At 67.7% G+C, this 11,240-nt stretch carries 11 protein-coding genes; 6 read left to right on the top strand and 5 right to left on the bottom strand.

Annotation, left to right across the window (positions count from 1 at the left end):
- Positions 1 to 21 precede the first annotated feature (21 nt).
- Genes ACFV15_RS46160 through kstD form a run of 5 tightly spaced genes read right to left on the bottom strand, consistent with a single transcriptional unit; the run spans position 22 to position 4,923 of the window.
- A complete protein-coding gene (locus tag ACFV15_RS46160) occupies positions 22 to 888 on the bottom strand; it encodes a MaoC/PaaZ C-terminal domain-containing protein (protein ID WP_378359601.1) in 867 nt (288 codons plus the stop codon).
- 8 nt (positions 889 to 896) lie between these two features.
- A complete protein-coding gene (locus tag ACFV15_RS46165) occupies positions 897 to 1,910 on the bottom strand; it encodes a 2Fe-2S iron-sulfur cluster-binding protein (protein WP_378359603.1) in 1,014 nt (337 codons plus the stop codon).
- A complete protein-coding gene (locus ACFV15_RS46170) occupies positions 1,903 to 2,166 on the bottom strand; it encodes a hypothetical protein (RefSeq protein WP_378359604.1) in 264 nt (87 codons plus the stop codon). The genes ACFV15_RS46165 and ACFV15_RS46170 overlap by 8 nt, the downstream gene beginning before the upstream one ends.
- Complete coding sequence (locus ACFV15_RS46175) at positions 2,163 to 3,281, bottom strand: Rieske 2Fe-2S domain-containing protein (RefSeq protein WP_378359605.1); 1,119 nt, start codon at positions 3,279 to 3,281, stop codon at positions 2,163 to 2,165. The genes ACFV15_RS46170 and ACFV15_RS46175 overlap by 4 nt, the downstream gene beginning before the upstream one ends.
- Positions 3,274 to 4,923, bottom strand: a complete 1,650-nt coding sequence (gene kstD / locus ACFV15_RS46180) for a 3-oxosteroid 1-dehydrogenase (RefSeq protein ID WP_378359607.1) — start codon at positions 4,921 to 4,923, stop codon at positions 3,274 to 3,276. Before kstD ends, ACFV15_RS46175 begins: the two co-directional genes overlap by 8 nt.
- Positions 4,924 to 5,023: 100 nt before the next feature.
- Here kstD and ACFV15_RS46185 point away from each other — a divergent pair, with 100 nt between their 5' ends.
- The 6 genes from ACFV15_RS46185 (at position 5,024) to ACFV15_RS46210 (ending at position 11,118) form a co-directional block, all read left to right on the top strand.
- Positions 5,024 to 6,619 carry an FAD-binding protein gene (locus tag ACFV15_RS46185; protein ID WP_378359609.1) on the top strand — a complete coding sequence of 532 codons (1,596 nt, stop codon included), beginning with the start codon at positions 5,024 to 5,026 and terminating at the stop codon, positions 6,617 to 6,619.
- A 10-nt stretch (positions 6,620 to 6,629) separates the two neighbouring features.
- Positions 6,630 to 7,802, top strand: coding sequence for a 3-hydroxy-9,10-secoandrosta-1,3,5(10)-triene-9,17-dione monooxygenase oxygenase subunit (gene hsaA, locus ACFV15_RS46190; RefSeq protein ID WP_378359611.1), 1,173 nt, complete (start codon positions 6,630 to 6,632; stop codon positions 7,800 to 7,802).
- Positions 7,802 to 8,635 (top strand): 4,5:9,10-diseco-3-hydroxy-5,9,17-trioxoandrosta-1(10),2-diene-4-oate hydrolase, encoded by an 834-nt coding sequence (hsaD, locus tag ACFV15_RS46195; protein ID WP_378359612.1) that lies wholly within the window; start codon positions 7,802 to 7,804, stop codon positions 8,633 to 8,635. Before hsaA ends, hsaD begins: the two co-directional genes overlap by 1 nt.
- Positions 8,635 to 9,534 (top strand): iron-dependent extradiol dioxygenase HsaC, encoded by a 900-nt coding sequence (hsaC, locus tag ACFV15_RS46200; protein ID WP_378359613.1) that lies wholly within the window; start codon positions 8,635 to 8,637, stop codon positions 9,532 to 9,534. Before hsaD ends, hsaC begins: the two co-directional genes overlap by 1 nt.
- Positions 9,531 to 10,070 carry a 3-hydroxy-9,10-secoandrosta-1,3,5(10)-triene-9,17-dione monooxygenase reductase subunit gene (gene hsaB, locus ACFV15_RS46205; RefSeq protein ID WP_378359615.1) on the top strand — a complete coding sequence of 180 codons (540 nt, stop codon included), beginning with the start codon at positions 9,531 to 9,533 and terminating at the stop codon, positions 10,068 to 10,070. The genes hsaC and hsaB overlap by 4 nt, the downstream gene beginning before the upstream one ends.
- Positions 10,071 to 10,338: 268 nt before the next feature.
- Entirely contained in the window at positions 10,339 to 11,118 is a 780-nt protein-coding gene (locus tag ACFV15_RS46210) for an alpha/beta fold hydrolase (protein WP_378359617.1), read from the top strand.
- Positions 11,119 to 11,240: the final 122 nt, after the last annotated feature.

Here is an 11,240-nt window from a genome sequence, read left to right on the forward strand (position 1 = left end):
GGTTCTAACCGCCCGCAACGCTCACGAGTCCTTAACCCCCAAAACCGTGTCCGCCAATACGGGTGCGTCGTCGCGTTCGGGTGCGGTCGTGAGCACCACGAAGCGGCCGGGTTCCTGCCAGACCCGGGTGCGCAGGGTCTCGCCCGGGTACACCACGCCCGCGAACTTGGTCGAGAACGAGCCGAAGCGCGAGCAATCGCCGTCCAGGAACGCGTCGGTGACCGTCTTCGCCACGATCCCGTAGGTGCACAACCCATGCAGGATCGGCGTCTCGAACCCGGCGGCGCGGGCGAAAGCGGGGTCCGCGTGCAGGGGATTGCGGTCACCGCAAAGCCGGTACAGCAACGCCTGCTGCGGCAACGTCGGCGTGTCGATGACCGCGTCCGGTTCCCGCGAAGGCAGCTCGACCTTGTCCGAAGGCCCGCGGTCGCCGCCGAACCCGCCTTCGCCCCTGGCGAAGATGCTGGACCGGGCCGTCCACAATGGATCGCCGTCCGAAGATGTCACAGCCGTCTCCTGGATGATGACCGCGGCCTTGCCTTTGTCGAAGACGTCGGTGATGCGGGACTTGGCGACGCCCTTGCCCGAGGTCGGGATCGGGCGATGGGCGATGACCTCCTGCTTGCCGTGCAACACTTTCGCGAGGTCGATGTCGACGCCGGGGAACGACACCGACGGCGGATCGAACACGCGCAGGTTCGCCGCGACGGTCGCGAACGTCGGCAGCACCTGGAGGTCCGCCTCGTAGGTGTAGCGGAGCTCGCGCGGGTTGACCGGGTCGGCGCCGGCGCCGAGCGCGAGGTGGTAGAGCTGGACGTCCGCGGCGGTCCAGGCGAAGGTGACCTCGGGCAGCTCGGCGCCGATGGCGAGTGCGGGATCGACCGGCATTCACGACCTCATTCGTAGGTGACCGAGACGTCGTCGGTCAGTGGCAGCGACTGGCAGGCGAGCACCAGTCCGTCGGCGATGTCCTCACCGTCCAGCACCTCATTGTTCAGCATCTTCACCTCGCCCGCCACGATCCGGCAGGCGCACGCGCTGCACTGGCCCTCGCGGCAGGAGTACGGCGCGTCGAGGCCCTTCGACAGCAGGAAGTCCAGCAGTTTTTGCTGTCGTGGCCAGGTGAACGAGTGTTCGGTGTCGTCGAGGGTGACCGACAGCGAGGTGGTCTCGCCGGTCTCGACGACCTCCACCTCGGCCGACTCGAACGGATTTCCGGTCAGTGAAAGGAACTTCTCGATATGCGTGCGGCCGTGCTCGGTGCCGAGCGCTTCTTTCGCGGCGAGCATGAACGGCTCCGGGCCGCAGATGAACGTCTCGAACCCGGCGTACGGCGCGGTGAGCGTGCGGAGGCTCCGTATACCCGGCATGCCTTGGACGGTCTCCAGCCAGTGGATCACCACGAGCCTGTCCGCGTGCTGGTGCGCGAGCGTGGCGAGTTCGTCGGCGAAGATCACGGACTGCTCGTCGCGGTTGGCGTAGACGAGCACGATGCGCCCGGTGCCATCGTCCAAAGCGGACTTGAGGATCGACATCACCGGGGTGATCCCGCTGCCACCGGCCAGCAGCAGGAAGTCACCGTCCAGTGACTTGGGCGTGAAGACGCCCGACGGCGGCAGTACATCGATCTCCGCGCCTTCACGGAGCTGGTCGCAGATCCAGTTCGAGCCGAACCCGCCCGCGGTGCGCTTGACCGTCACCTTGAGCATGCCCTCGAAGGGCGCGCTCGACAGCGAATAGCACCGCGCGACTGACCCGGTCCGGTCGCTTGGCACCCGCAAGGTCAGGAATTGTCCTGGGCGGTAACGAAAAGCGTGCTCGAGAGCGGCGGGCACGTCGAAGACGATCGAGTGCGCGTCACGGGTCTCGGTGATCACCCGTGACACCTTGAGCTTGTGGAACTCAGTCACCGGCGACCTCCACGAGACCGTTCTTGACCGCGCGCAGGATGCTGTCGCCGAGGCGTTCGCAGGTGTCGAGCAACGCGGTGTTCTCGCCTGCCGCCTTGCGCTCGGCGAAGACCTCGCAGCTCGACGCCGCGTCCGTCGTCCATTGGATACTCGTGTGCTGGGCGCTGTTCTTCTTGACCAGCACACAGGTTCCGCAGGTGTCGCAGTCGACCGGGCGCAGCCCGGCCGTCAGGAACTCCCGTGCTTCGGCCGTCACGCCCGCTGCCTAGCCAGGTTCTCGGCGACTTCCTTCTCCCACACCTCGTTCGCCTTGGTGGTGTCCACTTCGAACTCGAAGCGGCGCGTCATGTCCTCGCTGATGTCGGCGACGTCCACGTAGAACTGGTCGTACCACCGCCGCAGCTGGTACACCGGGCCGTCTTCCTCGCACAGCAAGGGATTGTCGATCCGGGTCTTGTTGCGCCAGATCTCCACGTCCTGCAGGAACCCGGCGCCGATGCCCTTCGCGAACTTGCCCGCGAGCTTGTCGGCCTGCTCGTCGGTCAGTCCCGGCAGCTTCTTGACGCTCACCCCCCATTGCAGCACAAAGGAGTTCTCCGTGACGGGGTAGTGGCAGTTGATCAGGACGTTCTCGACCTCGTAGCCCTTGAAGTTGTTGACCAGTGTGTTGATCATGTACGACGGCCCGAAGTACGACGCCTCGGAGCGCAGGAGGTTCTCCTCGCCACCGTAGTTCGACTGTACGCCGACATCGGGGCGGCCCTTGGTGTTGAGGTACTGCGTCGCGATGTGGCCTTCGAAGATGTTCTTGAAGTAGGTCGGGAAGGCCAGGTGCACGTAGTAGAAATGCGCCATGTCGACCATGTTGTCGATGATCTCGCGGCAGTTGGAGCCCTCGATCAGCACGGTGTCCCAGGTCCAGTTGCTCCACTCGTCGGTGAAGATCCCGTCGATACGGGGGATCACGACGCCCTCGCCTGGCGGGTTGCCCTCGGGGTCGTTCCATACAAAGAGCTGCTTGTTCTCTTCCATGCTCAGCCACGCCTTGGTCCGCGCGCGCAGCGGAACCCGCTTGGCGTAAGGGATCGAGGCACACTTGCCCTTGCCGTTCCAGCGCCAGTCGTGGAACGGGCACGCGACCTCGTCGCCCTTGATCGTGCCCTGGGTGAGGTCGCCGCCCATGTGGCGGCAGTACCCGTCGAGCACGTTCAGCTTCCCGTCCGAGCTCTGGAACACCACGAGCTTGGTGCCGAAGGCGGTGACCGCGTGCGGTTTCCCGTCCTTGAAGGTGTCCGCGAGCCCCAGGCAGTGCCAGCCGCGCGCGAACCGCGCCGGGGGCGCGCCTGCGTCGATCATGCGGACTTCAGTCATCGGTGACCTCCGAACTCCGATCTTGGTGCGCGAGGTGCTCGGCCGCAAGGTAGCCGAACACCATGGCGGGCCCGAGCGTCGCGCCGGGGCCCGCGTAGGTCCGGCCCATCACCGGCGCGCTCGCGTTGCCCGCCGCGTACAGGCCTTCGATCACGGTGCCGTCCTCGCGCAGCACGCGAGCCTGGATGTCGGTTCGCAGGCCGCCCTTGGTGCCGAGGTCGCCCGGCACGATCTTGACCGCGTAGAACGGCGCGACCTCCAGCGGCCCGAGGCTCGGGTTGGGCTTGTGCCGAGGGTCGCCGTAATAGTGGTCGTATGCGCTGCGGCCGCGGTGAAAGTCCTTGTCAACGCCTTCGCGGGCAAACGCGTTGAAGCGGTTGACGGTCGCGGCCAGCGCTGTCGCGGGGACGTCGATGCGTTCGGCGAGGCTCGCGATCGAACTCGCCTTCGCGACGATGCCCGCCTTGAACCAGCGGCCGGGCAGCGGCTGGCGAGGGCCGATACCGGTGAACATGTACCGGTTGAGGTAGCGCTGGTCGAACACGAGCCAGGCGGGCACATGCTCGCCCGGTCCGTCACCTTCGCCGTACATCGCGTGCACGGCCTCGACATAGGGCGCCGACTCGTTGACGAACCGCACACCATGGACGTCGACCATCAGCGAACCCGGCCGCGACCGTTCGGCGAGCGCGAACCACGGGCCGTTCGGCAGCGGAATCGATGGGCCCCACCAAGCGTCGTCCATCAGGTCGACGGCCGCGCCGAGCTTGAGGCCCGCGGTGATGCCGTCGCCGGTGTTGGCCTTCGCGCCGACGGTCCACGCGGTGCCGATCGGCGCGCGCTGGTACTTGGTGCGCATCTCCTCGTTGTGCTCGAAACCGCCGCTGGCGAGGATGACGCCACGCCGTGCGCGGATCTCCTCGTCGCCGGTCAGCACTCCGACCACCCGGCCGTCCTCGACCAGCAGATCGGTCAGCGGTGTGTTCAAGCGGACCGGGACGTTCGCGTGCTGCAGACCGGCGCGCAGGCCCGCCGCAAGCGCTTGCCCCATGGACAACAGCCGCTGTCCGCGCACCCGGCCGACCACTCCGCGCCACGCGAGCGAGAACAGCCGGAGCACGCCGCGCGGGTGCCGCGCGATGAGGCTCAGCCAGCGGAAATCGGCCTGGGTGATCGGCACACCCAAGGGTGGCGCGCTGTACGGCGGCTCGAGGTTCGCCAGTTCGGCGCCGAGGACGTGGCCGTCGAGGGGGATGGGCTCGGCGGACCGCCCGTGCGCCCGGCCACCGGGTGCTTCGGGGTGATAGTCGGGATAGTTCGGCACCCACTGCAGCCGCAGCGGGGTGTGTTCGTGGAGGAACCGGACGACCTCGGGCCCGCGTTCGAGGAACGTCGTGCGGCGTTCGGCCGGAACGACGTCGCCGACGATGGCTTCGAGGTAGGCGCGAGCGTCCTCCGGCGTGTCCGGCTTCGACAACGCCTCGTTGCCGGGAATCCAGACGCCGCCGCCGGAGCGGGCCGTCGAGCCGCCGAACTTCGCCGCCTTCTCCAGCACGACCACGTCGAGGCCGTGCCGCGCGGCGTTGAGTGCGGCGGTCATGCCGGCCGCGCCGGTGCCGACGACGATCACATCGACGTTCATGCGGCCCATCCTGGAACGCGTTGCAGTAGGTAACTCTGCAGCGTGACACTCATGCGAGCCACCATAGACGAGAACGTGTTTCAGTTCTAGGCTGGCGGCTGTGGCTGACTTGAGCGCTGACGTGGTCATTGTCGGATTCGGCGCGGCGGGCGCCTGCGCGGCCATCGAGGCCGCCGACGCCGGCGCCGAGGTGCTGGTGCTCGACCGGTTCTCCGGTGGCGGGGCCAGCGCGGTCAGCGGCGGCGTGGTCTACGCGGGTGGCGGCACGGCCCAGCAACGCGACGCCGGCGTCGAGGATTCCGTCGAGGCGATGTACGACTACCTCCGGCTGGAAGTCGGGGACGTGGTCTCCGAGAAGACGCTACGCCGGTTCTGCGCGCAGAGCGTCGCAATGATCACCTGGTTGGAGCAGAACGGCGTGCCGTTCGAGGGCAGTCTGTGCCCGTACAAGACGTCCTACCCGAGCGATGACTTCTACCTCTACTACTCGGGCAGTGAGGCCGCCGGTGGTTTCCGCGACGCGGCGAAGCCCGCCCCGCGTGGCCATCGGGCCAAGGGGCCGGGGACTTCGGGGAAGCTGCTGTACGCGCGGCTCGCGCAGGCCGCGCGACGCAAGGGTGTTCAGGTGCTGCCGCAGTCGGAGGCGCGCGAGCTGCTGGTCGAAGACGGGGTCGTCGTCGGGGTGGTCGTGTCGACGCTGCGTGACGCGCCCGCGTGGGTGCGGCGCGCGCACCGGCTGTTCGGGAAGTACTCGGCCAAGCCGGGGCTGTACGTGCCCGCGCTGAGGAAGGCGCTGCATCGGCGCGCGGTCTCGTTGGAGCGGCGTTATGCCAGGTCAGTGCGGGTGCGCGCGCGTCGCGGGGTGGTGCTCGCGGCGGGCGGGTTCATCGCGAACCGGGAGATGGTGCGTGAGCACGCGCCGCTGTACCGGGGCGGGCTGGCGCTGGGGACTTCGGCGGACGACGGGTCGGGGATCCGGCTGGGTGTCGAGGCCGGTGGGTCGACGGCGTGGCTGGACCGGATCTCCGCGTGGCGGTTCGTGACGCCGCCGAGCGCGTTCCTGGGCGGCATTCTCGTGGACGCCGAGGGGCGGCGGATCGTCGACGAGTCGCGATACGGCGCGGCGGTCGGCGAGCGCATGATCACCAAGCACGGCGGGCGTGGCTGGCTGCTGGTCGACGACGCTTTGCTGAGTGAAGCTCGGCGCGACGTGCGTGGGCAAAGCCAATGGTTCCAATGGCTTCAGGCCCGATATCTGTTCGGGCGGGGACGGGTGAGCGGGTCGACGGTGGCCGAGGTCGCGCGGCGTGCTGGTGTCGATCCGGACGGGCTGGCGGCCACGGTCGCCGCGTATCGGGACCCCGATCCCATGGGCAAGCCTCTTGAGTTCATCCGGCCGCTGGCAACGCCGCCATATTCGCTCATCGACGTGTCGATCAAGCCCAGTATCGGGTTCCCGTGCCCGATGCTGACGCTCGGCGGCCTGGTCGTCGAAGAGGACACCGGCCGCGTGCGGCGCGGGGACGGCACCCCGATCGAGGGGCTGTACGCCGCGGGCCGGTCGGCGGTGGGAATCTGTTCTAGCTCGTATGTCAGCGGACTGTCGCTTGCGGACTGCGTGTTTTCCGGCCGTCGAGCTGGGCGTCACGGTGCCATGGCGCAGGGATTTCTCGACAAAAACGAGAACGTGTTCTAGTCTTGCCGGTATGACTGAGACAGTTTCCGCGGTGCTCGCCGGTATCCAGGAGCTGCTACCGGTGTTGCGGGAACGCGCGCAGGAAGCCGAGGATCTCCGGCGCGTACCCGACGAGTCGATCAAAGCGTTGCAGGAGACGGGTTTCTTCAAGCTCCTGCAGCCGAAACCGTACGGCGGCTACGAGTCGGACCCGGTGAGCTTCTACACCGCGGTCAAGCTGATCGCCTCGGCGTGCGGCTCGACCGGCTGGGTCGCGTCCATCCTCGGCGTGCACCCGTGGCATGTCGCGTTGTTCGACGCGCAGGCCCAGGAAGACGTCTGGAGCGACGACCACGAGGTCCGCATCTCGTCGTCGTACGCGCCGATGGGCAAGGCGACCGTCGTCGAAGGCGGCTACCGGCTGACCGGGCGCTGGAGTTTCTCGTCCGGCTGCGACCACTCGACCTGGGTGCTGCTCGGCGGGCCGGCGTTCGCCGACGGCAAGCCGGTCGACTTCTGCACGTACCTGCTGCCGATCAGCGAGTACACGATCGAAGATGTCTGGGACACCGTGGGACTGCGGGGTACCGGGAGCAACGACATCATCGTCGAGGACGTGTTCATCCCGCAGCATCGGGCGTTGAGCTTCATCGCGACGTCGAAGTGCAAGACGCCCGGCCAGGCCGTGAACCCGGGCCCGCTCTACCGGCTTCCTTATGGCTCAGTGCATCCGAGCACGATCACGGCGCCGATCATCGGTATGGCCCAGGGCGCTTACGACGCGCATGTGGAGTATCAGCGCACTCGGGTGCGCGCGGCCTACGCGGGCGAACAGTCCAAAGAGGACCCATTCGCGAAGGTGCGGATCGCCGAGGCGGCCAGTGACATCGACGCCGCGTGGCTGCAGCTGACGCACAACATCGACGAGCTGTATCAGTTGGCGTGCAAGGGAGAGAAGCTCCCGTTCTCCACTCGTTTGCGGGTCCGGCGCGACCAGGTGCGCGGTACCGAGCGGGCCATCGCGGCCGTCGACCGGCTCTTCGAGAACTCCGGCGGGCGCGCTTTGAAGGCGGGCACGCCGATCCAGCGGTTCTGGCGTGACGCGCACGCGGGCCGGGTGCACGCGGCGAACGACGCCGAGCGCGCGTACGTCATGTTCGGCACGGGCGCCTTCGGGCTGCCGGTCGAGAATGCGATGGTGTGATGGGGAAATTCGTCGAAGTCAACGGACTGAAGCTGCACTATCACGAGGCTGGCGAGGAGCACGCGGAGACGGTCATCCTGCTGCACGGCGGCGGGCCCGGCGCGTCGGCGTGGAGCAACTTCGGCCGCAACGTGCCGGTGTTCGCCAAGTCGTACCGGACGATCGCGGTCGACCAGCCGGGGTTCGGGCAGTCGGACAAGCGGACCGAGCATCCGCAGTACTTCGGGTACAGCGCGGACGCGGTGGTCGGGCTCATGGACGCGCTCGGCATCGAGCGGGCGGCGTTCGTCGGGAACTCGCTGGGTGGCGGCACGGCCGTCCGGCTGGCGTTGAAGCACCCGTCGCGCGCCGGGCGGCTCGTGCTGATGGGGCCCGGCGGGCTGAGCGTGAACCTCTTCGCGCCCGATCCGACCGAGGGCATCAAGAAGCTGGGGCGGTTCGGCTCGGCGCCTTCACGGGAGAACATCGAGGCCTTTCTCCGGATCATGGTGCACGACCAATCGCTGATCACGCCCGAGCTGATCGACGAGCGGTTCGCCACGGCGTCGGCTCCGGAGTCTCTCGCGGCGATGCGGGCGATGGGAAAGTCGTTCGCCCATCCCGAAACCTACGAGCAGGGCATGCTCTGGCGTGAAGCGCACCGGCTGCGGCAGCGGGTGCTGCTGATCTGGGGCCGCGAGGACCGGGTCAATCCGCTCGACGGCGCGTTGCTGGCGTTGAAGATGATCCCGCGCGCGCAGCTGCACGTGTTCGGCCACTGTGGACACTGGGCGCAGCTGGAGAAGTTCGACGAGTTCAACCGGCTGACGCTCGATTTCCTGGGAGCATCCTGATGGGCATTCGTTCGCTGGGCTACCTGCGCATCGAGGCGACCGACATGGCCGCCTGGCGTGAGTACGGCCTCAAGGTGCTGGGCATGGTCGAGGGCAAGGGCAGTGACCCCAACGCGCTGTACCTGCGCATGGACGACTTCCCGGCGCGCCTCGTGATCTTCCCCGGCGAGAAGGACCGGCTGGCGCAAGCGGGCTGGGAAGTCGCGAACGCGGGTGAGCTGGACGAGATCCGGTCCAGTTTGGACAGTCACTCGGTGCCGTACAAAGAAGGCAGTCCCGAAGTGCTGGCCGACCGGTGTGTCAACGGCCTGATCACGTTCGACGACCCGTCCGGCAACACCTTGGAGATCTTCCACGGTGTCGCGTTGCAGCACCGGCGTGTGGTGAGTCCTTATGGGCACCGGTTCGTGACGGAGGAGCAAGGCCTCGGTCACGTCGTACTGTCCACACACGACGATGAAGCGGCGTTGCGGTTCTACCGCGACGTTCTCGGCTTCCGGCTGCGCGACTCGATGAGGCTGCCGCCGCAGTTCGTCGGCAGGCCGGCCGACGGAGAGCCGGCGTGGCTGCGGTTCTTCGGCTGCAACCCGCGTCACCACAGCCTCGCGTTCCTGCCGATGCCGACACCGAGCGGGATCGTGCACCTCATGGTCGAGGTGGAGAACACCGACGACGTCGGGCTCTGCCTCGACCGCGCGCAGCGGCGCAAGGTGCCGATGTCCGCGACACTCGGCAGGCACGTCAACGACCTGATGCTGTCGTTCTACATGAAGACCCCCGGCGGCTTCGACGTCGAGTTCGGCTGCGAAGGCCGCCAGGTCGACGACGAAAGCTGGATCGCGCGCGAGAGCACGGCCGTGTCGTTGTGGGGGCACGACTTCTCGATCGGCGCGCGGTGACGTCGCAGGTGGTCGACGCCGTGCGGTTCCGTTCGGTGCTCGGCCACTTCTGCACCGGCGTCGCGGTCGTCACCGGCCACGACGGCGTGGCACCGGTGGGTTTCGCCTGCCAGTCTTTCGCCGCGTTGTCGCTGGATCCGCCGCTCGTGCTGTTCTGCGCGTCCCGTACGTCCCGCACTTGGCCAGTGCTCGCCGAGGCCGGACACTTCGCGGTGAACGTGCTCGGGGAGCACCAGCAGGAGGTCAGCGCGACCTTCGGAGCCCGAGGGGTAGATAAATTCGCGTCCGTCAAGTGGACGCCTGCTCCGTCAGGTTCCCCGCTGCTCGACGGAGCACTCACCTGGATCGATTGCTCGCTCGAAGCGGTGCACGAGGCGGGCGATCACTACGTCGTCATCGGCAGGGTGACCGCGCTCGGCGAGCCCTCCGACGCCCGGCCGCTCCTCTTCCACCGGGGCCGGTACACGGTCACCGAGCCCGCCTCGGACACCCTCGCGGCACTCATGACCTGGCCCCGCCCCGACGACTGGCTGTAGCGGGCAAGGGGTCGTGAGCGTTGCGGGCGGCAGAACCCAATGCCGGGTAGTTAAGGGTGGTCAGCCGCTGTTCGGTGGGTGCCGTGGAGGGGGTTGAACGTTGTGAACGGGGCGTTCGCAACGCTGAGCGACGCATAAGCGCCGTTTGTTCCGTCCGCACCCCGCTCAAGAAGGCGGGCAGATGCGACTTTTCAAGACCCCTGGGCATGTCGAGAAGCCGGTGATGGCTCCGACCTACCCATACGATGACTCGTATGGGAGGACTTTCATGGACACTGTGACCTCGGCGGACGGCACCAAGATCGCGTTCGAGCGGACCGGCGGCGGACCGCCCGTGATTCTGGTCGGCGGCGCCTTCAACGACCGGACGACCGTCGCGGGGCTGGCGGGCGCGCTGAACCCCGAGTACTCCGGGATCGCCTACGACCGGCGCGGCCGCGGCGACAGCACCGACGGCGATGAGTACACGATCGAGCGCGAGGTCGAGGACCTCGCCGCGCTCATCGAGCACGTGGGCGGCCGGGCGAGCGTCTTCGGGCACTCGTCGGGTGCGATCCTCTCGCTCGAGGCCGCTCAGCGCGGGCTGCCGATCGACAAGCTCGCCGTGTACGAACCGCCGTTCATCGTCGGCGGGCGCGAGCTGCCGGGCGACGATCTCACGGAAAGGCTGCGGGCCTGCGCCGAGGAGGATCGGCGCGAAGACGCGGTCATGTTGTTCCTGACCGAGGGCGTCGGCGTGCCGAAAGAGCAGGTCGAGGGCATGAAGAGCAGCCCGATGTGGGGCTGGTTCACCGGCCTCGCGCACACCCTCTACTACGACACGACGCTCTGCGGGCTCGGCAACCGCCTGCCCGACTGGCTGGCCCGGATCGCCGTGCCGACGCTCGCGATCGGCGGCGGCACCACCGACGAGTGGATGAGGCTGAGCGCCAAGGCCGTGGCGGACGCCATCCCGGACGGACGCTACGTCGTCCTCGAGGGGCACGACCACGGCGTACTCAGCCAGCCTGAGGCGCTCAAGCCCATGCTCGCGGAGTTTTTCGGCTAAGGAGTCGTGAGTGGTATGGCCGGTTCTAACCCAATGCCGGGTAGTTAGGGCGTGGGGTGTGGTGTCAAGAGTGTTGCTGTGTAGGTGACTGTTTGTGATGGTGGTGTCCCTGGGCGTTTGGA

Source organism: Amycolatopsis sp. NPDC059657 (assembly GCF_042734395.1).
Classification (GTDB): domain Bacteria; phylum Actinomycetota; class Actinomycetes; order Mycobacteriales; family Pseudonocardiaceae; genus Amycolatopsis.

What these genes read in the sequence shown, in the direction of transcription:
- ACFV15_RS46160 (WP_378359601.1), bottom strand. Translation starts at nt 888, where the DNA reads ATGCCGGTCGATCCCGCACTCGCCATCGGCGCCGAGCTGCCCGAGGTC.
- ACFV15_RS46175 (WP_378359605.1), bottom strand. Translation starts at nt 3,281, where the DNA reads ATGACTGAAGTCCGCATGATCGACGCAGGCGCGCCCCCGGCGCGGTTC.
- kstD (WP_378359607.1), bottom strand. Translation starts at nt 4,923, where the DNA reads ATGAACGTCGATGTGATCGTCGTCGGCACCGGCGCGGCCGGCATGACC.
- hsaA (WP_378359611.1), top strand. Translation starts at nt 6,630, where the DNA reads ATGACTGAGACAGTTTCCGCGGTGCTCGCCGGTATCCAGGAGCTGCTA.
- hsaD (WP_378359612.1), top strand. Translation starts at nt 7,802, where the DNA reads ATGGGGAAATTCGTCGAAGTCAACGGACTGAAGCTGCACTATCACGAG.
- hsaC (WP_378359613.1), top strand. Translation starts at nt 8,635, where the DNA reads ATGGGCATTCGTTCGCTGGGCTACCTGCGCATCGAGGCGACCGACATG.
- ACFV15_RS46210 (WP_378359617.1), top strand. Translation starts at nt 10,339, where the DNA reads ATGGACACTGTGACCTCGGCGGACGGCACCAAGATCGCGTTCGAGCGG.